A 26,070-nucleotide genomic window follows, 5' to 3' on the forward strand; every position below is an offset into this window, starting at 1 on the left:
GTATCTATGGATTTAAATGTACTACAAGAGAAATTTGATAAGTTAAATTTAGAAGATAAAATTGTTTTAGAAGATATTCCGGATATTGATTTATATATGGATCAAGTAATACAATTATTTGAAAATAAATTAGGTAATTCAAAAAGAAGTGAAGAAGATAAGATTTTAACTAAGACAATGATAAACAATTATGCTAAGGGTAAGCTTTTAATGAATGTGAAAAATAAGAAGTATAGTAAAGAACACCTTATTCTTATGAGTGTAATATATAATTTAAAAAAGAGTTTATCTATAAATGATATAAAAACTACCTTAGACAAAATAGTTACTACCTTAGATAATGAGGAAGAATATCCACTTAGAGAATTTTATAAAGCTTATTTACAGCAGTATGATGAGGATGTAAAATATGCTGAAAAAACTATCATGGATAAGTTTTCAAATATAGAGAAGAAAGTAAATTCGGAGGAGAAGCTTTCAGGAGAGTTTGAGGAAAACTTTTTACTTTTATGTTCTCTTGTTAATATGAGCAACATTTATAAGAGAATGAGTGAAGAGCTTATAGATGATTACTTCATAAAAATTAAGTAGAAATTTATAAGGAGTGTTATTAAAAATGAATTGTGAAGCTTTAAAAAAAGAATTAGATAAAATAGATGGTAAGAGTTATAAGGCATATAAAGGGTTAGAAGGTAAATGGGACTTCGAAAATTATGCCTTAAGTATAGATCATGTGCAAGGAGATCCCTTTGCTTCTCCTTCTAGGGTTAGAGTAATAGTAAAACAAAGTGTAGCTAAATTTCCAGAGAGAGTGTATGAAAAGAAAATAAATAATGTAGCAACTGCTGATTATTTAACAAGAGAGTTTTATTCTAATATACACAGATATGGAGAAAAGGTATTTGGTTCAGGTAAAAGTGGTTTAATATCCATAAGTAAGTGTCCACAAGAAATTCTTGAAAGAACTGCAATTATTATAAATAAGGAAAATATAGAAGCAAGGTTTTATGTTGGATTTCCTGCTAGAGGAAGAAGTGTTTTATCCAAGGAACTAGAGAAAATATTATTTAATATAATACCTAGTATAGTTAATAATACCTTGATATATAAAAATATAAATAGTGAAAAACTACTAAAAAGGGTAGAGTTAGTTGAGGATCAAGAATACATAAGAGAGAATCTTAATAATAAAGGCTTAGTAGCTTTTGTAGCTAATGGTTCAATACTTCCAAGAGAGAGTGGAATTTCTAATAAGCCATTAAAGGATGGAAAAAGATTTTTATCACCTAAAGCATTAGAAGTTGAATTTAACACACCTAATAGAGGTATTATAAAAGGTATGGGTATAAAAAGTGGTATAACTCTTATAGTGGGGGGAGGATATCACGGCAAATCAACTTTACTAAAAGCATTAGAACTAGGAGTATATAATCATATTGAGAATGATGGAAGAGAATTTGTAATAACAGACTTAAGTGCATTAAAGGTAAGGGCTGAAGATAACAGAGCAATAACTAAAACAGATATATCTTTATTTATAAACAATTTACCTAATGGAAAGAACACCATAGAGTTCTGTACTGAAAATGCAAGTGGAAGCACATCACAGGCTGCCAATATAATAGAGGGTATAGAAAGTGGTACAAAGCTATTTTTAATTGATGAGGATACTTGTGCAACTAACTTTATGCTTAGAGATGATTTAATGCAAAGGTTAGTTTCAAAGGAGAAGGAGCCAATAACTCCATTTATTGAAATAGTTAAGCCTCTTTATAATCAAAAACAGATTTCAACTATAATGGTTGTAGGTAGTTCAGGAGACTTTTTTGATGTTGCAGATTGTGTAATTCAAATGGATAATTACGAAATAAAGGATGTGACAGAGGAAGCTTGTAGCTTAAAAAGAGGAGAAATCTTAAAAAGGGTAGAAGAAGGAAATATCAATATAGATATTAAGTTTAATAGAAAATTAAAAAGAGGAACCATAGAAGAAGGGTTTAAGGGAATTAAAAGCAAAACTATAGGAGTTGATACTATAGTTATAAACAAAGAAGATATAGATTTAAGAGCTGTTGAGCAAATAGTTGATAATGAACAATTAAATAGCATAGTTTCAATAATGAAGTATGCAGAAAATAATCTTATGAATAGAAATTTAGCCTTTGAAGATATGATAGATTTTATATTAGATGAAATTAATATAAAAGGTTTATTATCTATAGATAAAACCAAAGGTGGTTTAGGTAGTTTAGCTATACCTAGAAAACAAGAAATAATGGCAACATATAATCGATATAGAAATTTAAAGCTATAGTATATTTTTATGCATGAAGAGGGTGGGTTAAAATGAAGTATGATAGCTATAAAAACAATCCAGAAAAGATTATTTTAAGGGATAGCTTAGCTATTGATAGAACAAAGTTAGCCAATGAAAGAACTTATTTATCATATATGAGAACAGTAGTAAGTTTTAGTGTTGCAGCAATAACTTTACTTAAACTTCTAGGGGGAATAGAAGGAGTTATAGTTGCAATAATATTAGTGATATCAGCTGTATATTTTTACATTAGAGGAAGCAAACTATACAAAGAAGTAAGTGAAAATCTAGACTTTGTATGTAAGGATGATAAAGAAGAAAATTAAAAAATTTATAATTGAGAAAAGTGTTGTTATCAGTGATATAAGGTTTTTAATACTTCAGATATACTATATGAACAAGGGATATTTAAAGAATAGAGAGTTAAAAATAAAAATAATTAATTCTTTAAATGATAAGATTGAATGAAAAATTTAAAAAGATGTAATTATAAGCAAAATTAATTTATAAATAAATATGAAGGAAAGTGGGCAAAGCAACTTAAAATTCTTCAATTATAATATTCAGTTTGAGAAAGGCAACTGAGTTTATGGTGATGGAGTATGAGTTTTGTCCACTTTTATATTTTTTGAAAAATAATAATTAACAAGTATTTTGTAATTGATGATATATCAATAAAAGTTTAGTGAAAATAAAGAAAATATAAAAAACAAGTATTAATCAATAATTATTACAAATTAATCTTGACGAAAAAAGTAGGATATGATAAATTATAAATGAAAATGATAATAGTTATCACTGAAACAAAAATACAGAAGAATAAATTAATAAATACAAAGTGGAGGAAAAGAAAAATGAAGAGTAAGAAAATAGTATCAATGCTTATGGCTACAGTTTTATCAGTTGGTTTATTAGCGGGGTGTACAAGCAATAAATCAGATGCAAAGGATAATGGTGAAAGTAAGATATTAAATTTATATACAAGTAGACATTATGAAACTGATGATAAATTATATGAAGAGTTTACAAAAGAAACAGGAATTAAGATTAATGTGGTTGAAGGAAATCCTGATGAACTACTTGAAAGATTAGAAAGAGAAGGTGCGGACACTGAAGCAGATTTATTTATAACAGCTGATGCTGGAAGGTTAGATGCTGCTAAGAAAAAGGATTTACTTCAATCTGTAAGCTCAGAAACTTTAAATAGAAACATACCAGAAAATTTAAGAGATAAAGATGATCAATGGTTTGGATTAGCTGTTAGAGCTAGAGTTTTAGTTTATGATAAGGAAAGAGTAAAAGCAGAAGAATTATCTACTTATGAAGCTTTAACTGAAGAAAAGTGGAAAGGCAAAATTCTAACAAGATCTTCAGGAAATATATATAATCAATCTTTATTAGCATCCTTTATTGCTATTAATGGAGAAGAAGAAGCAGAAAAATGGGCTAAGGGATTAGTTAATAATTTTGCTAGAGATCCAAAGGGTAGTGACAGAGATCAAGCTAAGGCAGTAGTAGCTGGTGAGGGAGATGTTGCTATAATGAATACTTACTATGTAGGTAAGTTATTAAATTCATCAGATCCAGAGGAAGTAAAAGTTGGAGAGAAGGTAGGAGTTTTCTTCCCTAATCAAGAAACAACAGGTACACATATAAATGTTAGTGCAATCGGACTAACTAAAAATAGTAAAAATAAAGATAATGCTATTAAGTTTATGGAGTTCTTATCTTCAGATTTTGCACAAAAACAATTTGCGCAGACAAACTTTGAATATCCAGCAAATCCTAAGGTTGAAGCATCAGAGTTATTAAAATCTTGGGGAGAGTTCAAAGCTCAAGAAATTAATTTATCTTTATTAGGAGAGTATAATTCAAAAGCTGTTGAAATAATGAATAAAGTAGGCTGGAAGTAAAAAATAAAGGAGTAGGCAGGAGAAACTGATGATAAATAAATTTACGAGAAGCTTAAAGAAAAATATGAATTTATGGTCTATTTTAAGTGTAGTGGTAGTAGTGTTAGTTTTAATGCCTACTTTAGATATAGTGCTTAATATATTCACTAAGCCTAATGATAATTGGTACCATATAAAAGAGTTTCTACTAAAAGAGTACACAATTAATTCACTTAAAATAGCAATCTTCACAGGAATATTTACCCTTATAATTGGAGTTGTATTAGCTTGGATTATAAGTATGTATGACTTCCCACTAAGAAAATTTTTTAGTTGGGCATTGATTTTACCAATGGCAATACCAGCATATATAGGAGCATACACTTATGCTGGTATGCTTAGTTATACAGGAGTTATCCAAAAGACTCTAAGAAGCGCCTTTGATTTACAGTTAAATCAAAAGTACTTTAATATAATGTCTATGAATGGTGTAATATTCATATTTACCTTATTCTTATTCCCATACATATATATTATAACTAAGGCATTTTTAGAAAATCAAAGTTCAGCACTTATTGAAAATGCTAGAATACTTGGACATAAACCAAGCTCTATATTTTTTAAGGTTATAATTCCAGTTTCACGTGGTGCTATTGTGGGTGGACTAAGTCTTGTGATACTAGAAGTATTTAGTGATTATGGAGTTGTTAATTATTATGGTGTAAGCACATTTACAACAGCCATATTTAAAACTTGGTTTGGTATGGGTGATATAAACACTGCTGTAAGGCTTGCGGCAATATTAATGATTTTTGTTGTAGCGTTAATGGTGGGAGAAAATAAATTAAGAGGAAGAAAAAGATTTGCATTTACTACAAGTAAAATAAGAACTTTGAAAAGAGAAAAGTTAACAGGACTTAAAGCTGCTATGGCATTTTTAAGTTGCTTTATAGTATTTGCTATTGCGTTTATTATTCCAGTAGCTCAACTTATTCAATGGGCATTTATGAGTTATGACAGGGTTCTAAATCATAATTTTGTAGAGTTGTTAAAGAATACTGTTATGGTGGCTTCAATAACTACTTCAATTATAATTTTCTTTGCAATAATTGTGGCTAACTTTTGTAGAATTAATAAATCTAAAGTAAGTAAAGCTTTTGCTAAAATAGTTACCTTAGGATATTCCATACCAGGAGCTATTATAGCTATTGCTGTTATAGTGTTTTTCATATCTATAGATAGGGCTTTAGGTGGAGTTTATAACCTTATGGGAATAAACAGTAAGACTTTAGTTTTAAGCAGCTCCGTTATTATATTAATATTTGCTTACGTAATTAGATTTTTAGCTGTTGGATTTAACAATGTAGAATCTGGTTTTCAAAAGGTTGGGACAAGTTATTTCGAAGCATCTAGAATGCTAGGAATGAATGTAACTAAAACTTTCTTTAAAGTTGATGTAAAAATGATAAAGGGTGCGATTTTAAGTGGAGCAATTTTGACCTTTGTGGATGTAGTAAAGGAATTACCTTTAACAATGACTTTAAAACCCTTTAACTTTGAGACGTTAGCAACTCAAACATATAAATTTGCAAGTGATGAGAGATTACAAGAGGCAGCAATTCCAGCTTTAATAATAATAGGGTTAAGTATTATATCTATTTATATATTTCATAAAATTAGTGAAAAGAGGGGGTAGAGGAAATGCAGGTTCAAGTTAAAAACTTAGATTTTAAGTATGATAATTCAAAGGATCTAGTAATAAAAAATTTTTCTTTGGATATTGATAAAGGAGAAATAGTAGCTATATTAGGTCCAAGTGGATGTGGAAAAAGTACTATTCTTAGGTTAATTGCTGGATTAGAAGAGCCTAGTGCTGGTGAGATTACTATAAATAACAAAATAGTAGTTAATGATAAGCTATTTCTAAATCCAGAAGAAAGAGGAGTAGGAATGGTATTTCAAGATTATGCACTATTTCCTCATTTAACGGTTTATGAAAATATAAGATTTGGATTACATAAATTGAGCAAAGAAGAACAAAAATCAAAGGTAAATGAAGTTTTAAAGTTAGTTAATTTAGAAGAATTTACAAATAGATATCCATATGAATTATCAGGTGGACAACAGCAAAGGGTAGCATTAGCTAGAGCATTAGCTCCAAAACCGTCGGTGTTACTTATGGATGAGCCCTTTAGCAATTTAGATAGCCATTTAAGAAGCAAAATAAGAATAGAATTAAAAGAGATAATAGAAAAGTCTAATACAACATGTATTTTTGTAACTCATGATATAGAAGATGTAAAGGCTATTAGTAGTAGGGTTATATCAGTATAGGATTCAACAACTATATTTTAAATAAAATGTAAAATGATCAGATAATCATTTGAATATGTAAAATAAAAGTTGAGAAATGTATATTTGTACACTTTTATAAAGAACAAGCATATTATATATAAGAAGTATGTTTTGGAGGTGATTATCATACAATCATTAGATGAAGGAAAATATAGTGGAATTGATGTTTCAAATTGGCAAGGATCTATTGATTTTAGTCAAGTTAAAAATAGTGGAGTGCAAGTTGTTTATATGAAGGCAACAGAAGGAAACTATTATACAGATACAAGTTTAAATAGAAATTATTCTGGTGCTAAAGTTAATGGTTTATTAGTTGGGTTTTACCACTTTTTTAGAGCTAATATAGACCCTAAAGAACAAGCAAAATACTTTATTAATAGTATATCAGGAAGAACACCTGATTGCAGATTAGCATTAGATATAGAGACTACACAAGGATATGGCCCAGATGAATTAACAAGTAGATGTATAGACTTCTTAGAGGAAGTGAAAAGATTATCAGGCTTAGATGTTGTAGTATACACTTATACAAGCTTTGCAAAGAGTAATTTAACATCATCAATATCTCAATATCCATTATGGATAGCTCATTATGGAGTAACTACTCCAGGGTATAATGGAGTATGGGATAGTTGGATAGGTTTCCAATACTCTGATAGTGGAAGTATATCTGGGGTAAATGGAAAGTGTGATTTAGATAAATTTATGGAAGAAATACTTTTATCATGCACCGAAACCATACCTGGTAGTAGACCAAGTGAAACTGAATCATCTAATTCAAACAATGGAACTTATACTGTACAAGCTGGAGATACCTTAAGTGGAATAGCGCAGAAATACGGAACAACATGGCAAAGCTTAGCACAGCTAAACAATATAAGTAATCCAAATGTAATATATCCAGGAGAAGTATTAAAAGTAAGTGGTGGAAGTTCTAATAGTAATTCAACTGCAGTAGGTGGAACCTATACAGTACAAACAGGAGATACTTTGAGTGGAATAGCACAGAAGTATGGGACAACATGGCAAAATCTAGCACAGTTAAATAATATAAGTGATCCAAATGTAATATATCCAGGAGAAGTGTTAAAAATAAGTGGTGGAAGCTCTAATAGTGGTTCAACTGCAGCAGGTGAAACCTATACAGTACAAGCAGGAGATACTTTAAGTGGAATAGCACAAAAATATGGAACCACATGGCAAAAACTAGCGCAGATAAATAATATAAGTAATCCAAATGTAATATATCCTGGACAAGTTTTAAAGATTAATTAAATTGTTTAGAAGTTAAAGTTAGTTACTAATTAATAAAGAAGAATCATTTAAGTTAAGATTTTCTTTATTATATTTAGATAAAATACAATGAAGATTTAAGTTATAAGGGTAGATTTAAAGAAATAATAACTTCTTTAAATCTATCCTTTTTATTAGGAAAAAATAACAATTAAATAGTGAAAAAATATAATCTAATTAATTAAATTATAGAACCATAGGAACTTTTATTTAACTCATGAGAAAAGAATTGAAAGGCAAGAGAATTATGGTTATAATAACCTTATCAAACTTACTAGGGGGATAAAAATGAGTGAATTTAAAAATGCTACAGTAGTAAAAAAGGCTAATGTTTATTTTGATGGAAAGGTAACTAGTAGAACAGTTATACTTGAGGATGGGGAAAGAAAAACTCTAGGTATAATGTTACAAGGAGAATACGAATTTGCTACAGGAGCTAAGGAACTTATGGAAGTTTTAGGAGGTTCTTTAGATGTTAGGTTACCAGGAACAGACTCTTATGTTACATATAAAGAAGGAGAAAGTTTCGAAGTACCTGCAAATTCTAAATTTCAATTAATTGTAAAAGAAGTTGCAGATTACTGCTGTTCTTATATAAATGAGTAATAAATATTTAATAGTTTAGTTATAAAAATAAGACATGACTTTTAGTTAAATATGCTGAGGGGTCATGTTTTATTTTATTTTTATTAAGAAGTGTAGAAAAGAAAATTATAGAATTTATTTGTTATAAAAAGTATATTTGTATATAATATACTTGCATTATTTGGTATAATGTAAGAAAGAAAATTAAGAATATCTTATAATAAGGGAGAGAAATTACATATGGGAAGGAAGTTTATTAAGAAAGAGCTGACCAATAAGCAAGCAATTTGTTTATCAACTCTAGGAATTGCCAGTGTAATGGTAGTAGTGATTATAGGATTTTGGGCCAACACCCGTAATTACAACACCTATAGTAAGAAGAACAAAGAAGATGTAGTGGTTAAGGCAGATAATGATGAGTTAGAAAAAGAGAAGGAAAAAGAGAAGAAAAAGGAAGTTGAAGAACTTTTAGAAGATTTAAAATCTATAGATATTTCCAAATTACCAGAGGAAGAAAAAAAGTTGTTGGAAGACAGTATTAAGGACATTGAATTACTTATATCTAAAAAGGATTATAGTAAGGCAAGGGATACAATAGAAAACCTTAAAAAAAGTTATGATGAAAAGTTAAAGGAGTTACCAGATAAGGAAAAAGAGGAGAAGGAAAAGGAAAATAAAAAAGAGGAAGAGGATACAAAGGAAAATGACAATTTAAATAATTCTAATGGAGAAAATACTAATACTACTCCAGAAGTAAAACCGAATCCAACACCACCACCAGTGGATCCGACACCACCAATACCTGATCCAGATCCAGTACCACCAGTGGATCCGACACCACCACAACCACCAATACCTGATCCAGATCCAGTGCCACCGGTGGATCCGAATCCACCAATACCACCGAATCCAGATCCGGTACCACCACTAGAACCGGTACCACCAGAATTAGGTAACTAACAGAATATATAAGATAAGTTTAGCTTTAAGGTAAAACTTGAAGCTAAACTTTTTTATATCTTGAAACATTAGTCTTAATTTTGAATATTAGTATTTAAGATATAGTATTAATTTAAATTCATATTATAGTGATTATACTGAAGACATTTAGAAGGTTATTTAAACTCATATATATTAAGTATAAAATTTATTGTGACATTGTTTTAAAATGAAAAGTAAGTATAATTATATATGTGTATAAATTAATATTTAGCATAAAGAAGCTAAATAAATAGGGGGAGTTTTTATGCAAAATCCAATAGCAACTATGCAAATGAAAAATGGAAAAGTAATAAAAATGGAGTTGTTTCCAAAGGAAGCGCCAGAATCAGTTAAAAACTTTATTAGCTTAAGTAAAAGAGGTTTTTTTGATGGCTTATATTTTTGGAGAATTGAAAATGGAAAGCTTATACAAAGTGGATGTCCAGACAATGATGGTGCAGGAGCTTTAGAATATTGTATAAAAAGTGAATGTAAGGAAAATGGGGTTGATAACAAACTTAAGTTCACTAGAGGAACAGTAGGTTTAGGGAGATTTGAGTTTAATACAGAAAATAGCGATTTTTATATTGTCCTTGTAGATACACCACAATTAGATGATAAATTTACTGCTTTTGCTAGAGTAATAGAAGGTATGGATGAAGCAGATAGAATTGGAAGCTTAGAAAGTGTTGAAGATGGATTTTTACATAGAGCAGTAGAAAAGGTGTATATAGAAACTATGACTGTTGAAACCTTTGGAGTAGAATATGGAGAACCAGAAAAATTAAAAGGATTTACGAAGGAAGAAGTAGTTGCAAAGATGAATGAAGTAATGGAAGAGAGAAAAAGAACAGGATTTAAAGTAATTTAGTATTAATATATTGGAACCATGCAATGCTATTAAAATATGATGTAGTATATGCATGGTTTTTTATTGTAAAAACTTCTAGGGTAAATTAATTTATAAGGGCAAAAATAAAAATGAACTTATTTAATAATAATTTTAATATACTGGTTGATTATTTTATTAAATAGTTATATAATTTATTGAGGATAATTATTATCAATTAATAATTATTATAAATATATTTTACGGAGGTAAGGCTATGAAAAAGTTACAGAGTAAAGTAGCTATAGTTACAGCAGCTACAAAAGGGATTGGTCTTGCAAGTGCAGAGGTTTTAGCTGAGAATGGAGCTATAGTTTATATAGCAGCACGTTCTGAGGAGCTTGCTAATGAGGTAATTGAGAATATAAAAGGCAAAGGCGGATGTGCAAAGTTTGTTTACTTTAACGCTAAAGAAAAGGAAACTTATACTTCTATGGTAGAAGAGGTTTATAAAAATGAAAATAGAATAGATATACTTGTAAATAACTATGGTGGAACCAATGTAAGACTTGATAGAGATCTTGTGAATGGTGATGAAGCTGAGTTCTTTAACATTTTAAATACAAATATAGAAAGCGTATACTTACCATGTAAGGCTGCAATTCCTTATATGGCTAAGAATGGCGGAGGAAGCATAGTAAATATATCAACTATAGGATCAATAGTTCCAGATTTATCAAGAACAGCTTATTGTGTATCTAAAGCAGCTATAAATTCATTAACTCAAAATATAGCTCTTCAATATGCTAGACAAAACATAAGATGTAATGCGGTATTACCGGGTCTTATAGGTACAAAGGCAGCACTTGAAAATATGACTGATGAATTTAGAGAATCTTTCTTAGGGCATGTACCTTTAAACCGTGTAGGAAGACCAGAAGACATTGCTAATGCAGTTTTATATTATGCAAGTGATGATTCAAGTTATGTTACAGGAATGATACATGAAGTTGCAGGAGGTTTCGCTTTAGGAACACCTCAATATTCAGAATATGCACCAAGATAAATATAATAGTAAAAATAAGTAATAAAAAAGTAAAATCCTAAATTTATATAGATAATAGTACAATAATTTAAAAATATAATCCTAAAAAGAAATTAGAGCATAGTGAAAAAGGTAGGTTTAGTTTGACATATAGTCAGGCTAAATCTACTTTTTTTATAATATATAAGTTTTAATTAAGCTTCTACACATATAGTTATTCTCACATCGATTCAATAAATAAATTAAAGTTCGCTATATTGAATTTTATTTAAAGATATATAGAAGTTCTAATTAATGTTCTACATTTATATTAATCATTGAATTTATTTTATAATACTAGAATATTTTATGAACCTTGAAATGATTAGTATATAAAGAAACCTATAGCTAAATATATGAATAATTATGAGTAAATATATTGAAAAGATAATTCTTGATAGTATAATGAAGAGGGTATAAATATTTACTACAATGTAAAAATAAAGTATATATTTCAAAACAAAAGTTGGAGGTATTTTTATGGGGAAAATAGCATTTGTAGGTGGTTTGTTAATAGATTGTACAGGCAATGAACCTATAAAGGATTCTTTAGTTTTAGTAGAGGATAAAAAAATATTCTATGCAGGAAAAAGAATAGAGTTTGATAATTCTTATGAGGTTATTGACATAAAAGGAAAGACTATTATGCCGGGATTAATAGACTCTCATCTACATTTTAGTGGTAACTTAACTGACAGTGATACTGATTGGGTTATGGAACCACCAATTCAAAAAACTATAGTAGCAGTAGCACAAGCTAAAGAGGCACTTGAACATGGACTTACTTCTGTAGGGGAAATTTCAAGATCAGGTATTCATCTTCGTAACATGATTGAAAAGGGAATAATACAAGGGCCACGTATGGTAACAACAGGTCTTGGTTTTTGTAGAACAGCAGGCCATGGAGATTCTCATAACTTACCTTGGGAACATAATGAATGGTCTCATCCTTGGGCAGAGCGTGTAGATGGGCCTTGGGAGCTTAGAAAAGCTATAAGACATAGATTACGTGAAAATCCTGATGCAGTTAAGATATGGTCGACAGGGGGAGGAATTTGGCGTTTAGATGCAAAGGCAGATTCTCATTATTGTATGGAAGAGATTCAGGCTGTTGTAGATGAGTGTAATATGGTTGGAATCCCAGTATGGTCTCATGCAGAAGGCTATGAAGGTGCACTTAATTCATGTAAAGCTGGAGTTAGTGCAATAATACATGGACAAGAACTTAATGAAGAGTGTTTGGAAATAATGAAAGAAAAGGACATAAGCTTCTGTCCAACTTTCCAATTTTTCTTTGAATGGTTTACAGTATATGAACCACCATATAGACCTATATTAGATAATTTTGAAGGAGATACAATAGCTGAAAAAGAGCTTAATCGTATTACAAGCAATCTTCAAAATGCAAATAAAAAAGGAATACGTATTACAGTAGGGTCAGACTCTTTCTGTAGTAGCTTAACTCCATATGGTAAATATGCTATAACTGAAATGTATGCACTTAATAAAGCTGGTCTTACAGAAATGGAAGTACTTCTTGCAGCTACTAGAAACGGAGCTGAAATGCTTAAAATTGATAATATCACAGGAACTATTGAAAAGGATAAGTTTGCAGATTTATTAGTACTTGAGGGCAATCCCTTAGAGGATATTCATGAAGTAGATGTAGATAAAATGAGAGTTATCATGAAAGAAGGAACTTTTGTAAAGAAGACACTATAAGCATAGAAATAAATAAGAGCATTTAATAATAGGGTGTATTTTATAAAAGTTATCTTGAAATAGCTGAAAAGCTATTTCAAGATAACTTTTTTTTATATAGAGATATTTTAATAAAACTCCCACATTACATTGAGAGATAATTATAAGAATTTAAAAATATACAGTTGAAGAATTAATTGTAATAGTTATTATGCAAAAGCTTTTAGATTTTATAAGAGGTTATAAATAGTAATTATAAATTAGTTTTAAAAGATAAATTTAATGAAAAAGAAGAATAACTCCATGAGTATAGGTGAAGAATAATTAAAAAGAAAATCACCTATGAGGAGCGATATTTATGGAGAGTATAGATTTTATAATGTATTTTTTATTTAACTTTTTCTTGTATGGATTCATTGGATGGATAATAGAGAATGCTTATTGCTATTTTAAAAATAAACATTTTCAAGAGGATGGTTTTTTAAATAGTCCATTTAAACCTATGTATGCTTTTGCAATGGCTATAATAATATCTGTATATAGCATTAACCCTAATACATATGGCTTGATTTTAATGTGCCTTGTAATTCCAACATCAATTGAGTACATAACAGGAGTTCTTATGAAGCACTACTTTAATAAGGAGTATTGGGATTATTCTAAGGTGAAATTTAATTTTCAAGGAATAATATGTGCTAGATTTTCAGTGTATTGGACATTACTTACCTTTGTAGGGGTAAGATATATTCAGCCCTATATAATAAATTCTTTATATGAACTTATTATGCCAATATGGATAGGATTAGCACCTATATTACTTTTAGGTTTACTTATAGATGATATATATACAATAAAGGCTTTTAAAATAGAGTTCTTTAAGAAAAATGATAATATGGCATAAAATTATGGCTAGCAAGTAGAATTAATGTATCTATTTACTAGCCATATGAGTTTTAAATAATATTTAATTTGCTATTTAAATATTTTTATAATTTTGAAGTAGGTAAAATAAGTATTAATATTTTAGTATTTGCTTATGTAGATATAGATTTTACATTCTTTTATTTACTCATAGAAATACTAAGTAGATGAAGACTAAGTATAGATATACTTAAGAGTAACAATATGAGTTTAATTATACTTTTATAGTGCAACTTAAAATCATCAATACACAGGAGAATATAAAAATATATTGAAAAAATGTGTAAAAAGTATATTATTTAAATACTGGGATTATAGAAAATAAATAACAAATAATAAATAATAAATAATAAGTATACTAATATAGTTAATTAAATTTATTAAGGAGTTAGAATTAGTGCTAAGCAACTTTAGTTCAATTATATTATTTAGTATAAGAAAAGACTCTGGGTATAAACTAAACCTAAATCTATGGCTATGCCAAATCTAAATTTTAAAAGGAGGATTTAGTGAGAGTTAGGTATATACAAGATAATTTCTCACTAAAGATAACATATGAATAAGGAAAGAGTAATTGAAGATAAATATTTAGAGTTAGAAAACACTTATACATCTCTGCCACAAAAGCTATTTTCCAGTGAAAATCCAGATAAAGTTCCTGTTCCTAAAGTAGTAATGTTTAACGAAGTCTTGGCTAAAGAATTGGGAATAGATGTTCAGTTTTTGAAAAGTAAAGAAGGTGTAGACTTTCTTTCAGGGAATAGAATTCTAAGTGCTACAACGCCTATTGCACAGGCATATGCAGGACATCAATTTGGTTATTTCACAATGTTAGGTGATGGAAGAGCGGTTTTATTAGGCGAGTATGTTGCTAAGAATGGAGAGAGAGTTGATATTCAGCTTAAGGGAGCTGGAAGGACTCAATATTCCAGGGGTGGAGATGGAAAGGCTGCTTTAGGTCCTATGTTAAGAGAGTATATTATAAGTGAGGCTATGAATGCTTTAGGAATAGATACAACTCGTAGCTTAGCAGTTGTAACAACAGGTGAAGAAGTAATAAGGGAAAAGGAGTTACAGGGATCTATATTAACTAGAGTTGCTAAAAGTCATATACGTGTTGGAACTTTTCAATTTATTTCTAATTGGGGAACTTTAGAGGAACTTAAGGAATTAGCAGATTATAGTATAAATAGGCATTTTAAAAAAGGAATATCTGAAGAGAATCCATACATATATTTATTGCATGAAGTAGTAAAAAAGCAAGCTGATCTTATAGCAAAGTGGCAATTAGTTGGATTTATACATGGAGTAATGAATACTGATAATATGGTTATCAGCGGAGAAACAATTGATTATGGACCATGTGCATTTATGGATGTATATGATACAAATACAGTGTTTAGCTCTATTGATACTTATGGAAGATATGCCTATGGAAATCAACCTCAAATTGGAGCTTGGAATTTAGCAAGATTTGCAGAGACATTATTACCACTACTTCATGAAAATCAAGATGAAGCTATAAAAATAGCACAGGATGCAATAGAAAATTATATGTCTTTATATAAGAAAAATTGGCATAGTGGAATGAGAAGAAAATTAGGATTATTCACAGAAGAAAATGAAGACGAAAAATTAATTGAGGAATTGCTATTCATAATGCAGAGGTATAAAGCTGATTATACAAATACCTTTTGTGATTTAACCTTAGAAAGAGTTCATGAAGGAGAACTTTATGAAAGTAGAGAATTTAAGAAGTGGTATGAATTATGGCAAAAGAGATTAACCAAACAAAGTAATTCAGTAGGAGAATATAAAAAACTTATGGAGAAAAATAATCCTACAGTTATACCACGTAATTATAGAGTAGAAGAATCCTTAAAAGAAGCTGTTGATAATAATGATTATAGCTCAATTAAATCACTTTTAAAGGCTGTTACAAGACCCTATGATTATTCTAATATAGATGAATATTATACTAAGCCAGATAAGTCAAGAGATACGCCATACAGAACTTATTGTGGAACATAAATTTAGATAACTATGATAGGGTCAATTTTAAAAGCTTAACTTTAAGCTATAGAAGTTAAGTCTTTAACTTAAAGTTAAGCAAAATATATATAATTAAATGGGGGATTAATATTATAAAATTGAGCTGTTATGGAATTGGCATGAAGAAAGATAGTAGTATAATAGGCATAGGGGGTGTAGCCTATGAAGAGAAGTAGAATGACATATTTAATATTATCAATATTAGTAATGATATTAGGCTTGCTATCAAGGAGAATAGATAATTTACCACAAATAATATCAGCTTATTCAGGGGATATTCTATGGTCTCTTATGATATTTTTACTTATAGCATTTATATTTAATAAAGGCTCTTCAATATTTATTATTTCCATGGCAATAATTTTCTCATATTCAGTAGAAATAAGTCAGCTATATCACGCACCGTGGATTGATGGGATAAGAGGGACAACCTTAGGAGCACTTGTACTTGGATATGGATTCTTATGGAGCGATTTAGTATGTTATACAATAGGGGTTATGATTGGAGCTGGGTTAGATTTATTAATAATGAGATATATAAGGAAAAGGGATAGAATTTAAACATAATCCTAAGGTTTTAAAGTAGGAATGTTAATGGAGATTTATTCAAATGTTTGTATTGTGGAAAAGATAGATTATGGGTTTATGTTAAGTAATAAAAGGAATAATATTATGGGCAAATTTATATTAATATATAAAACTATATAAGGATTATTAAAATTAGATTTGGAAAGTGTATAAGTAATACTATGTTATTAGGGGGAGTTTTTATGATAATGTTATATTTCTCAGGAACAGGAAACTCAAGATATATTGCAAATTTATTTAGTGAAAAGTTTGACGCTAAATGTTATTCCATTGAAGAAGAAATGAATTTTTCTAAAATAATAGAGGAAAGTGACACTATAGGATTTTGCTACCCTATTTATGGCTCATGTGTACCACGTATTATGAGAGAATTCGTAGATAAAAATATTGAAAAACTTAAAAATAAAAAGTTAATAATATTTTGTACGCAAGCTATGTTTTCAGGAGATGGAGCAAGGGCTTTAATGGATATTTTCCCTAAGGGTTATGTGGAGGTTATTTATGCAGAACACTTCAATATGCCTAATAACATTTGTAATTCTAGCTTATTTTCTATAAAAAATGGTGAGGGTATAAAAAAATACATCATATCAGCAGAAAAGAAAATGGACAAGGTATGCAAGGACATAAAAGAAGGAATCATAAAAAAGCGTGGCTTTAGTAGTTTTTCTCATTTTATAGGTAAAAGCCAAAGTTCATTTTGGCCAAATGTTGAAGAAAAAAACAAATCTTCAGTAAAGGTTTACGAAGATTGTGTTAAGTGTGGTGTTTGCGTGAAGTCATGCCCAATGAAAAATCTTATTTTAGATGAGGAGGGAATAAAACAAAATAACAATTGCATGTTATGCTATAGATGTGTTAACGTATGTCCTAAAATGGCCATTACAGTATTATTTAATAAAAAACCTAAGATTCAGTATAAGGGTATTAAGTTAGAGAAGTAATAAATACAAAGTTAAAAATACAATAAAAAGAGACTATGTAATAAAAGATATAATATAAATAGCATTTTGATAAATAACTATTTATATCATAATTAAAATCTTTATATTATATAGTCTTTTTAGTTAACCAATGAATTCTACTTATATTTATTAAGTATATAATCATGCTTTTGAGATTCCCAGAGTTCATAAGCATTGTTCCATACTTCCTTTGAATATGGATAAGAATCATCTTGAACTTTAACAGAATAATCATGTACGAAATCAAAAAAAGCATGGAGCTCACCGAATGCAGTGCTTAATTCAGTAGCTACAATACTGCTTAGGACATTAGATTTTTTAAATAAATCAGATTCTAATAAGGTATCAATAGTTTTTTCTATATTATATTGTACACGACGTTCTATGACTTCAAATTTATTCTTTGAAGTATCAATGATTGTGTAGGAAGCGCCAGTTAAGCAATCTAGTGGTATCCCACAGGAACCAGGGTTTATTAATAATTTATCATCAAGTTGGAAATGCCATTGTAAATGAGTATGACCAAAGGCATATATTCCATTAGGAAGTTTACTAAGAACTTCTTTTAAATCACTGTCATTACTTAAAGTATTATTTACAAGAGTTGAAAAATCATTCTTAGAAAAAGGTTTCTTGATATAGTTTTTTGAATAAGTGCTATTCTTAAAGTGGATAACTTTTGTATTATTAAAATATGTTTGAGGATAGTGTGAAATTCTTATTGGAATATTTGAATCATCTACAGTGAGTTCTGATGGAAGACTATATATGTAATCTAAGTTTTCTTCTGTGAGTTCATTATAAGTCCAATGAAGAGTAGCAAATTGACCATTAATCCAATCAGTATTATCCTCAGTTGAAATATTATTAAAGTAATCCTCATGGTTTCCACGAATTACGTAAGAGTTAGGAAGAGTTTTTATTGTGTCTATTACTTCGTTTGGAAATGGTGAAAATAAGCAATAGTCTCCAAGAAAAATAAATCCATCAACTTTCATTTGTTTAGCATCTTCTAAAACAGCTTTAAAAGCTGGCATATTTCCATGAATATCAGCAATGATTGCATATCTCATTATATAATAAACCTCTCTTTATTTAAGTTTGTTTTTGGTTTTACAAGTTGATAATACCAAAAATTCATGTTATTAACAATAAGCTGAATATTAAGTAAATGTAAATAATTCTTAGTTTAGATGTATGGAATTTTAAAATAATATAGGATTAAAAATAAGTTTGATATTTTTATGATTCTATTAAAATATGATTTTATATCTTAGTTTTAATAATGAAATTTATATATAAATACAGAAGATTACTTAAAGCTAGTAGAATGATGTATTGTTTATTTTACTAATATAGCTTGCAAAGCTATATTAGATGATAATAAGATATATACAATATAATTATTATAAGATTTAAAACTTAAAGAAAGAGATGTGATAAGGTGAGGATACGAGAAATAAAAGAGAAGGACAATAAGCAAGTTGAAAGCGTTATTAGAACTTGTTTATTGGAGTTTGGGGGTAACAGAGAGGGGCTAGCATGGGCAGATCCTGATCTAGGTGAATTTTCAAGAGTATATAGTAAAGAAAAAACTAAGTATTGGGTAATTGAAGATCATGAGGGAACTATATTAGGGGGTTGTGGTATTGGAGTTATAAAGGGCGCACCAGAGGATACTTGTGAACTTCAAAAGATGTATTGTCTAAATGAAGTTAGAGGTACAGGAATATCTAATAAGTTAATGACTATAGCATTAGATTTTGCCAAGGAGTATTATAAATACTGTTATATAGAAACTCTAAGCAATATGCTTGCGGCCAACAGGTTTTATTTAAAGTATGGATTTGAAAAGCTTCAAGAGCCACTTATAAAATCAGAACATTATGCATGTGATGCATGGTATTTAAAGAGATTATAATATTAGAAAAGTTATATAAAAGTTAAAGAGACTGTCATACTTAAAATAAATTTTGGAATAGAATCTATTTGCAATTAATTCGCAAATGTGAAATATTATAAAATTTATTCATATGACAGTCTATTAATAAAATAAAACTATATTATAAATTTAAGTTAATCTAAGGGTAAATATATAGCAACTCTAAACTTATCATCTAAGGTATGGATTTCTACAGTACCATTATGCCCCTTGATAATTTTACTAATGGATTGAAGTCCAATGCCATGACGACTTTTATCACTTTTTCTTGAGATTAGTTTATTATTTAGAATATTAGACTTTCCATCATAGTTATTTTCAATTAAAACAAAATACATTTGTGAAGATACTTTACTTGAAAGAAGTATTTTACCTTCCCTTTGGGGTAATAACTCACAGGCTTCAATTGAATTTTCTAGTAGGTTGCCTAAAATTGTGCAAATCTCTACATCTGAAAGCGATATTTTATTTGGTATATGTAGTTTAATATCTATAATAATGTTTTTTTGTGTAGACATATTAAAGTAATAATTTAATAGTGCATTAACGGCAGTATTATCACAGAAATTCCTCGTAGCTATAGTTTTTGAACTATTCAAGATTCCTGTAACTGTATTTAAATAAGTTAAAATTTCGATTTCTTTAGAGCGTTCAGCCATTGAGTAAATAGTTCTTAAATGATGACGAAAATCATGTGTTATACGGCGATTCTCATCAGAATATTCCTTGATTTGTCTTGAATATTCTCTTTGCATAACAAGCTGACGTGTAACTTGTCTATACTCTTCGGCGAAAGTAAGATTATAAGAGTAAGCTTTAATTATATTATGTAATATAACAACTCCTATGCCTAAAACTAATGCAAGTGCCCCCCATTCCATAAACCACCCACCAAAAATCGGTTCATAGGTTTTAAGTAATCTATCCCAAAGACAAGAGCACGCAAAAAATACTGAAGAGTATAATAGAGGTTTTAAGTAGATATCTTGCTTTTTAATAGTAACATAAGATGTAAAAATTAAGTAGATTGCAGTAAAAAACTTAAAATATGCAACTAAATTAGAATAAAGCTTTATCATCCAAGGTTCTAAAGTATAGGAGAATACTCCAAACAAGAAAGTTATTATACAAAATACTCCAACTAAAGTATTACTTATAACTGCAATAATAGGTTTTGTATTACACATTCTGTTATGTAAGATTAAGATCAATAACAGAATTACAATACCGGAAGTTAATTCAAAGGTACGCCAAGGAAAAGTTGGAAGTATAAATATATTATTTAATAAAGGATATGAAGTAAAGAAGCACATAGCAATACAGAGCAAAGAAAAGAGTAATGTATTTTTTTGCTTCATTTTAAATCCTAAATAAAGACAAATAATAGTAGTAACAATAGCTAGAGTAATAGATACTAGTGTAATTATAAGTCTAATTAAATTAAATAAATTAACTCCATCACTTGTACCAAAGCTAGGAGGATAAACTAAGCCACCATAAAAATGTGAGTAATTACTTACAGCAATAGTAATAGTTACAAAACCAGACTTTTCAAAGGTTATTATCTTATTTTGTGTTAAATCTTTATAGGTATCTTTATCTGGATTTCCTATTTCAAGTAATAATTTATCATCTACATAAAGTCTAAAGGCAGAATAAATTTCTGGTAGTTCTAAAGCATAGGTAGCAACAGTTTCCGGTAGTTTCAAATGCATAACATATGTCCCACTTCCATATGGTGAAATATTAGTTGAATCTGAACTAAGACTCATATTACTTCCTATAGAGATATATCTCATATAATATTCAGTATCTCGATTCTTTAAGTCTTCTGGTGTTAATAATACACCTGGATAAAAGGCCCACCCATGATTTAAAAATCTAACAGGATTATTTTCAATATCATTTTCTGATAATACAAGAAGGCTATTAACTCCTTGAGAAGTATTATGTGTATACTTATTATCAAAAGAATAAATACACAAAAAAAACAAGGATGAAGCTGCAATTGCAATAAAAATTGTAGTTGTTTTTTTTACAGATTGTTTAATATACATTTACCTTATCTCCTTGTATATCTATAAGCTATAAAAAGTATTGCACTAATAGATAATATTATTATAGTGACTATACATCCTATAAAGATACTTTTATTTGGGGGTTTTGATTCTATATTTGATTCTTGAGCATCTAGTCTATCTACATTTTCTCTTATATTAAAAGTTCCTGTGCTATTAGCAGTAAATGACAATACCTTTTGATTCATATCATAATCATAAAGAGATATTATGTTACTAGAATCACATAAAATGGATAAGGAACCTTCAGTGAAGTTTTTAGTATATGGTACCATGAAAGTTATATTTTCTATATTTTTAACTTCTACTCCATTAACAGCAATAAACAAAGAAAACTCAGAGGATGAAATATTTTTGATTTCAATACAAAAACTATCATTATCTTTAATATTTAAAGTTTCCAAGAGTGATTGTAGTAGAATTACTGTTACTCCATTTTTAGAAAAGATAGCTTTTCCACCACTTGACTCATACATTAACTTTAATCTATATCCGGATATAATATCTTTATTTTCCCCAAAGTATTCAAATACACCATCTTCTCTATTTAAAGTGTTATCTACATTGGGTACATTGCTCATAGTAGGCAGTTTTTTATCGCTTAAATAAACCCTTTTATCAGATTCATTATCAGAAGGGTCTTTTAAAGTAGGTTTATAAGATTCACTATTTGATTCATCACCATCGTCACTAGAATTAATTGATGAACCTAAATTAATAGGGGGTGGTTGGATAATATCAGGCACATCATCACCTTCCGAATCTCCACCGTCCCTATCACCACCTATAGAGTCATAAACTGAAATATTACCATCATCAAATATATGAATAATATTAGAATATTCAGTATCATGCTTAATTCGGAAATAGTAATGCTTATTTAGTTCTAACTCATTTCTAGATATCCTAAAAAATTTTATAGGCGGCATTGTATCATATAAATCCCAAGTTACATTTTCAAGTTCTTGTATAGTCATAGGAATATCACTTTGAAAACAAAGAAGATCTAAATCTTCAGTGACAGGTTTTAAAAAATCAATATCGTAGGTACTAGCATTAACTCCTAATACAAAAATGTCTAAATAGTTAGGATCAGATATACGAATAGGAATATATAAGGTGCGAAGTTCATCGGAAATAAAATACTCTTCGGAATAATCTGAATCTATTTGAAGTTTAATTATTATAGTATATGTACCCACTTTACTTATGTCAATTTCACTAAAATCAAAGGATTCTACAGTAAGAAGTGCTTCATCATAATTTTCATTATACCCAGCTACAAAGCTAAGCATTTGTTTTCGAGCCTCGATTTCTTGATTTAAAGATTCTATATCATTAATAGGAATAACTCTACCTTTTATAAAGATATCATAATTAAATATCTTGGTTATTTCTTTTTTCTTATTGATATCTATTGCAAAAGCCTCTGATGCATTAATTAATTTGAATAAGAATATAAAAGCGAATAAAAACAAAGTTATAAATTTTATTATCTTTTTCATAAAGGTGCCCCCCAGATTTCATTAAAGCATAATCGAATCAAATTAAAACAAATTCTAATCATTAATTATAATTTTACCTAAATTTACTTAAAATATCTATACATAAGTATCAATATACAAGTTTATAATAAGTAGATTTATTATTAATAAAAATAAGTAAATTATTTTAATTTATATGTTTAAGATAAGTTTTTTATGTTATTTTTAAGGAGTATGTTTGTAGGTTTCTATATGTATAGCAATAAAATAATATGTATGAGAATTTAAGTTATATATACTATGTGTAGGATTAAACAGGATTAAATAATAAAACAATAAGTTAAAGGAACCCATGCTATAAAAAATATGCGTTGAGGTTCCTTTAAAGTTTCTAATATAATAATTAAAGTTTATATATTTAACTGAATAAAGTTAAGTTGTATTTAGAGATTTATAAGAAGAAACTTTAGTATAAAAGAAAATAGAGTATTGAAGCTTAAATAATCTAAGCCTACAAAAATTTAAACAGAAATTTCCCCCAAATCCTTTAAAGTATCCTTTTCTTTAGATCTTCTTATAAGATTAATGAAATAAGCTGTGATCCAAAAAGGTCCTAACAAATATACTAAAAATACAAATATTGTGTATAGCCAAGGAGCATCCTTAACTAGTTGGTGTACAAATAGCACAGGTATTTTAAAGGGTTCTCTAAGAAGCATTAAATTACTATTAAATGTTGTATTCATAATAATTGCTATTAATGCAAATAAGGTATAGAGTTTAGTATAAGCTTTATATGTAACTTTGTTAAGCTCCATATTCATTTTCCATAGGTACATAACTCCTATATAAATCATCAAAGTATGAAAAAGCATACTGTAAAGACATTGAAAATGCCATATAGGGTACATCATTAAAGAGGTTGAAGGAAATAATAAAAATGCTGTTCCTCCCAAAACACATCCTCCAGCTAAAAAAGCCTGTCCCATTTGCTTCCATTTACCATTGCCATAGCCACTAAGTAATAGAGCATACATGAATATAGAACAATAAGCAATAGGAAACCATTCATTTAGCCAAGTATATCCAAAAGAAAAGCTATAGTAGATTTTTACTCCTTCTAAGGTTACCATAATGATTGCTAAAAACTTTGTTATTTTTTCTAAAGTAGGTCTTTTAAGATTTCTTGAGTTGTATAATAAAATAATTAGTAAAATTAAAGATATACACAATAAAAACATATGACCTCGTGTAAACATGCCCACAGGATCATAAGCATTTCTAGGTGCCCAAAATTGATTGAAAAAATTCATTAGTTTATTCTCCTTTATTTTTCAGATGAATCAAAACCATAGTAATTAAAAAAAGTTACAATAAATAATGTAAAGCATATCTCGTACTTAATCAATTGATTTTACAGTTATTTTGGAATATTAATAGAATATATACAAATCCTAATGTGATATTTTAGTATACTAAAATACAAAATTTTATCAAAATTTTATTTAGTATATATGATATATGAAATTAAATAAATTTTATTACAAAAAAATTCAAATAAATGTTATAATATATTATGGTAAAAATAGTGTAATATGGAGGGGTGTTTATGGATTTAAGGTTAAAGTTTAATGAAGATGTATATAATTATGACAAAGCTAGACCAACATATTGCAAAGAATTACTTTCAGATATTATTAGTTATTCAAAGTTAGATAGTAAATGCAAGGCCTTAGAAATTGGAATAGGTACTGGAAAGGCAACATTACCTATATTAAAAAGTGGGTGTGATGTAACTGCTATTGAATTAGGAGATAAGCTTGCTAATTATGTTAAAGATAAGTTTCATGATTATGATAACTTTGAGGTAATCAATGATGATTTTATGGAATACTCCATTGAAGAAGAGTCGTATGACTTAATATATTCTGCAACGGCTTTTCATTGGCTACCATTGAATGAAGCTTTGGTGAAAGTAAAAAACACATTAAAAAATAATGGGTCTATAGCTTTGTTTTGGAATCATCCTTTCCCAAATCGTAAAGAGGATGAAAGCAATATGGCAAGTAAAAGCGTATATGATAAGTATTTTAAACCTAAAAAGCCAATCAATGAATTTTCAGAAGAAGATTGCAAAGGACTTGTTGAAAAATTAGAAATCCTTGGATTCAAAGATATCAAATCTAAATTGTATTATAATACAAGAACTCTTACTACAGATGAATACATTAAGTTATTAAACACATATTCAGATCATAGAGCTCTACTCCTAGAAATTAAGTTGAATTTTGAAAAAGATATGAGAAAAGCAATTGATGATGTGGGGGGAAAAATAAATATATATGACACAATGGACTTATATTTAGCAAGAAAATAAAATACCTTTGAACTTTTTTAGGTATTTTAGTTGTTTTAAAAGAACTTTATTTTAATTATGAATTTTCAGAAGGCAATTAGCATAAATTTAAAATGTAAATAAAAAAATACTTAAATGTTAAAAAATGTTGACAATTCCAATAATGGTATTATATATTTATAGAAAATAGTATATTTTCACGGAGGTGCAAGATGGCTAATTTGCAAAAGAAAAGTCCTGAAGAGGAGGATTCTTTACATGGTCGAAGTAGTCTTAAAGCCTTTCTATTTGGCTTAGTCCTAACTATATTAGGAAGCTATATGATTTTTCAAATGACAACTGTTAGTGCCAATTGGTATACCTGGAGTTTAGGATCATACTCTATTCCTACAGGCTTCGTAACTTTACCACTTCTCATAGGTATAGGCATTCTGTTTTACAATTCCGACTCGTTTTTAGGAAAATTCGTAGTATTTATAGGTGTTGCTATTATTCTTATTACTATTATCATGAGTATTCGTATTGTTTTCAAAACAACAAGTTTATTTAATTATGTACTTATGTTTGGAAGTGTATTAGCGGGACTAGGACTTATGACAAGAGGATTATTTCCACCTAAAAATAAAAAATAATTTAATATTAAAAGG

Annotated in this window: 23 protein-coding genes; 19 read left to right on the forward strand and 4 right to left on the reverse strand. The window is 28.6% G+C overall.

From position 1 onward, the window contains the following. Nucleotides 1–6 precede the first annotated feature (6 nt). From BUA48_RS04860 to BUA48_RS04935, 16 genes are all read left to right on the forward strand, one after another. Nucleotides 7–591 (forward strand): DUF1836 domain-containing protein, encoded by a 585-nt coding sequence (locus tag BUA48_RS04860; protein WP_072830709.1) that lies wholly within the window; start codon nt 7–9, stop codon nt 589–591. Nucleotides 592–616: 25 nt separating this feature from the next. Next, on the forward strand, nt 617–2,314 hold the full coding sequence (locus BUA48_RS04865) for an ABC-ATPase domain-containing protein (protein ID WP_072830711.1): 1,698 nt from the start codon (nt 617–619) through the stop codon (nt 2,312–2,314). A gap of 32 nt (nt 2,315–2,346) precedes the next feature. Continuing rightward, nucleotides 2,347–2,643, forward strand: coding sequence for a DUF202 domain-containing protein (locus BUA48_RS04870; RefSeq protein ID WP_072830713.1), 297 nt, complete (start codon nt 2,347–2,349; stop codon nt 2,641–2,643). A 528-nt stretch (nt 2,644–3,171) separates the two neighbouring features. After that, complete coding sequence (locus tag BUA48_RS04875; protein WP_072830715.1) at nt 3,172–4,230, forward strand: Fe(3+) ABC transporter substrate-binding protein; 1,059 nt, start codon at nt 3,172–3,174, stop codon at nt 4,228–4,230. Between the two features lie 28 nt (nt 4,231–4,258). After that, nucleotides 4,259–5,905 (forward strand): ABC transporter permease, encoded by a 1,647-nt coding sequence (locus BUA48_RS04880; RefSeq protein WP_072830717.1) that lies wholly within the window; start codon nt 4,259–4,261, stop codon nt 5,903–5,905. Between the two features lie 5 nt (nt 5,906–5,910). Next, nucleotides 5,911–6,543, forward strand: coding sequence for an ABC transporter ATP-binding protein (locus BUA48_RS04885; protein ID WP_072830719.1), 633 nt, complete (start codon nt 5,911–5,913; stop codon nt 6,541–6,543). A gap of 138 nt (nt 6,544–6,681) precedes the next feature. Next, complete coding sequence (locus BUA48_RS04890; RefSeq protein ID WP_242944311.1) at nt 6,682–7,839, forward strand: LysM peptidoglycan-binding domain-containing protein; 1,158 nt, start codon at nt 6,682–6,684, stop codon at nt 7,837–7,839. Nucleotides 7,840–8,145: 306 nt separating this feature from the next. Beyond that, entirely contained in the window at nt 8,146–8,463 is a 318-nt protein-coding gene (gene ppnP, locus BUA48_RS04895) for a pyrimidine/purine nucleoside phosphorylase (protein WP_072830721.1), read from the forward strand. 219 nt (nt 8,464–8,682) lie between these two features. After that, nucleotides 8,683–9,402: a hypothetical protein gene (locus tag BUA48_RS04900; RefSeq protein WP_072830723.1), complete on the forward strand. Its 720-nt coding sequence runs from the start codon at nt 8,683–8,685 to the stop codon at nt 9,400–9,402. Nucleotides 9,403–9,688: 286 nt separating this feature from the next. After that, on the forward strand, nt 9,689–10,294 hold the full coding sequence (locus BUA48_RS04905) for a peptidylprolyl isomerase (RefSeq protein ID WP_072830725.1): 606 nt from the start codon (nt 9,689–9,691) through the stop codon (nt 10,292–10,294). A 235-nt stretch (nt 10,295–10,529) separates the two neighbouring features. Then, a complete protein-coding gene (gene hdhA, locus BUA48_RS04910; RefSeq protein ID WP_072830727.1) occupies nt 10,530–11,318 on the forward strand; it encodes a 7alpha-hydroxysteroid dehydrogenase in 789 nt (262 codons plus the stop codon). Between the two features lie 498 nt (nt 11,319–11,816). Beyond that, complete coding sequence (locus BUA48_RS04915) at nt 11,817–13,058, forward strand: metal-dependent hydrolase family protein (protein WP_072830729.1); 1,242 nt, start codon at nt 11,817–11,819, stop codon at nt 13,056–13,058. 337 nt (nt 13,059–13,395) lie between these two features. After that, on the forward strand, nt 13,396–13,938 hold the full coding sequence (locus tag BUA48_RS04920; RefSeq protein WP_084666092.1) for a putative ABC transporter permease: 543 nt from the start codon (nt 13,396–13,398) through the stop codon (nt 13,936–13,938). Nucleotides 13,939–14,513: 575 nt separating this feature from the next. Continuing rightward, on the forward strand, nt 14,514–15,989 hold the full coding sequence (locus BUA48_RS04925) for a protein adenylyltransferase SelO (protein WP_072830731.1): 1,476 nt from the start codon (nt 14,514–14,516) through the stop codon (nt 15,987–15,989). Nucleotides 15,990–16,172: 183 nt separating this feature from the next. Then, nucleotides 16,173–16,571: a ribosomal maturation YjgA family protein gene (locus BUA48_RS04930; RefSeq protein WP_072830733.1), complete on the forward strand. Its 399-nt coding sequence runs from the start codon at nt 16,173–16,175 to the stop codon at nt 16,569–16,571. Nucleotides 16,572–16,780: 209 nt separating this feature from the next. Next, the gene (locus tag BUA48_RS04935) at nt 16,781–17,542 is read left to right on the forward strand and encodes an EFR1 family ferrodoxin (RefSeq protein WP_072830735.1); all 762 of its coding nucleotides are present in this window, start codon (nt 16,781–16,783) and stop codon (nt 17,540–17,542) included. 137 nt (nt 17,543–17,679) lie between these two features. Here the strand turns inward: BUA48_RS04935 and BUA48_RS04940 are convergent, their stop codons facing one another. Then, nucleotides 17,680–18,636, reverse strand: coding sequence for a metallophosphoesterase family protein (locus tag BUA48_RS04940; RefSeq protein WP_072830737.1), 957 nt, complete (start codon nt 18,634–18,636; stop codon nt 17,680–17,682). Nucleotides 18,637–19,007: 371 nt separating this feature from the next. Here BUA48_RS04940 and BUA48_RS04945 point away from each other — a divergent pair, with 371 nt between their 5' ends. Continuing rightward, nucleotides 19,008–19,484, forward strand: coding sequence for a GNAT family N-acetyltransferase (locus BUA48_RS04945; protein WP_072830739.1), 477 nt, complete (start codon nt 19,008–19,010; stop codon nt 19,482–19,484). Between the two features lie 155 nt (nt 19,485–19,639). On the opposite strand, the gene BUA48_RS04950 is transcribed toward BUA48_RS04945, so the two are convergent. The 3 genes from BUA48_RS04950 to BUA48_RS04960 all read right to left on the reverse strand — a co-directional run bounded on the left by BUA48_RS04950 (nt 19,640) and on the right by BUA48_RS04960 (nt 24,380). After that, a complete protein-coding gene (locus BUA48_RS04950; RefSeq protein ID WP_072830740.1) occupies nt 19,640–21,562 on the reverse strand; it encodes a sensor histidine kinase in 1,923 nt (640 codons plus the stop codon). A 5-nt stretch (nt 21,563–21,567) separates the two neighbouring features. Further along, entirely contained in the window at nt 21,568–23,088 is a 1,521-nt protein-coding gene (locus tag BUA48_RS04955) for a hypothetical protein (protein ID WP_072830742.1), read from the reverse strand. Between the two features lie 500 nt (nt 23,089–23,588). Next, entirely contained in the window at nt 23,589–24,380 is a 792-nt protein-coding gene (locus BUA48_RS04960; protein WP_072830744.1) for a TMEM164 family acyltransferase, read from the reverse strand. Nucleotides 24,381–24,676: 296 nt separating this feature from the next. Here BUA48_RS04960 and BUA48_RS04965 point away from each other — a divergent pair, with 296 nt between their 5' ends. Beyond that, a complete protein-coding gene (locus tag BUA48_RS04965; RefSeq protein WP_072830746.1) occupies nt 24,677–25,444 on the forward strand; it encodes a methyltransferase domain-containing protein in 768 nt (255 codons plus the stop codon). 191 nt (nt 25,445–25,635) lie between these two features. Further along, nucleotides 25,636–26,055, forward strand: coding sequence for a hypothetical protein (locus BUA48_RS04970; protein ID WP_072830748.1), 420 nt, complete (start codon nt 25,636–25,638; stop codon nt 26,053–26,055). Nucleotides 26,056–26,070 lie beyond the last annotated feature (15 nt).

This window comes from Clostridium collagenovorans DSM 3089, assembly GCF_900130005.1.
Lineage (GTDB): Bacteria > Bacillota > Clostridia > Clostridiales > Clostridiaceae > Clostridium_D > Clostridium_D collagenovorans.

Bases quoted from the DNA above. Each gene is read 5' to 3' on its own strand.
- BUA48_RS04920 (WP_084666092.1), top strand. From the start codon at position 13,396: ATGGAGAGTATAGATTTTATAATGTATTTTTTATTTAACTTTTTCTTG.
- BUA48_RS04930 (WP_072830733.1), top strand. From the start codon at position 16,173: ATGAAGAGAAGTAGAATGACATATTTAATATTATCAATATTAGTAATG.
- BUA48_RS04915 (WP_072830729.1), top strand. From the start codon at position 11,817: ATGGGGAAAATAGCATTTGTAGGTGGTTTGTTAATAGATTGTACAGGC.
- BUA48_RS04955 (WP_072830742.1), bottom strand. From the start codon at position 23,088: ATGAAAAAGATAATAAAATTTATAACTTTGTTTTTATTCGCTTTTATA.
- BUA48_RS04950 (WP_072830740.1), bottom strand. From the start codon at position 21,562: ATGTATATTAAACAATCTGTAAAAAAAACAACTACAATTTTTATTGCA.
- BUA48_RS04875 (WP_072830715.1), top strand. From the start codon at position 3,172: ATGAAGAGTAAGAAAATAGTATCAATGCTTATGGCTACAGTTTTATCA.
- BUA48_RS04860 (WP_072830709.1), top strand. From the start codon at position 7: ATGGATTTAAATGTACTACAAGAGAAATTTGATAAGTTAAATTTAGAA.
- BUA48_RS04905 (WP_072830725.1), top strand. From the start codon at position 9,689: ATGCAAAATCCAATAGCAACTATGCAAATGAAAAATGGAAAAGTAATA.
- hdhA (WP_072830727.1), top strand. From the start codon at position 10,530: ATGAAAAAGTTACAGAGTAAAGTAGCTATAGTTACAGCAGCTACAAAA.
- ppnP (WP_072830721.1), top strand. From the start codon at position 8,146: ATGAGTGAATTTAAAAATGCTACAGTAGTAAAAAAGGCTAATGTTTAT.
- BUA48_RS04970 (WP_072830748.1), top strand. From the start codon at position 25,636: ATGGCTAATTTGCAAAAGAAAAGTCCTGAAGAGGAGGATTCTTTACAT.
- BUA48_RS04965 (WP_072830746.1), top strand. From the start codon at position 24,677: ATGGATTTAAGGTTAAAGTTTAATGAAGATGTATATAATTATGACAAA.
- BUA48_RS04935 (WP_072830735.1), top strand. From the start codon at position 16,781: ATGATAATGTTATATTTCTCAGGAACAGGAAACTCAAGATATATTGCA.
- BUA48_RS04880 (WP_072830717.1), top strand. From the start codon at position 4,259: ATGATAAATAAATTTACGAGAAGCTTAAAGAAAAATATGAATTTATGG.
- BUA48_RS04870 (WP_072830713.1), top strand. From the start codon at position 2,347: ATGAAGTATGATAGCTATAAAAACAATCCAGAAAAGATTATTTTAAGG.
- BUA48_RS04900 (WP_072830723.1), top strand. From the start codon at position 8,683: ATGGGAAGGAAGTTTATTAAGAAAGAGCTGACCAATAAGCAAGCAATT.
- BUA48_RS04885 (WP_072830719.1), top strand. From the start codon at position 5,911: ATGCAGGTTCAAGTTAAAAACTTAGATTTTAAGTATGATAATTCAAAG.
- BUA48_RS04960 (WP_072830744.1), bottom strand. From the start codon at position 24,380: ATGAATTTTTTCAATCAATTTTGGGCACCTAGAAATGCTTATGATCCT.
- BUA48_RS04940 (WP_072830737.1), bottom strand. From the start codon at position 18,636: ATGAGATATGCAATCATTGCTGATATTCATGGAAATATGCCAGCTTTT.
- BUA48_RS04925 (WP_072830731.1), top strand. From the start codon at position 14,514: ATGAATAAGGAAAGAGTAATTGAAGATAAATATTTAGAGTTAGAAAAC.
- BUA48_RS04865 (WP_072830711.1), top strand. From the start codon at position 617: ATGAATTGTGAAGCTTTAAAAAAAGAATTAGATAAAATAGATGGTAAG.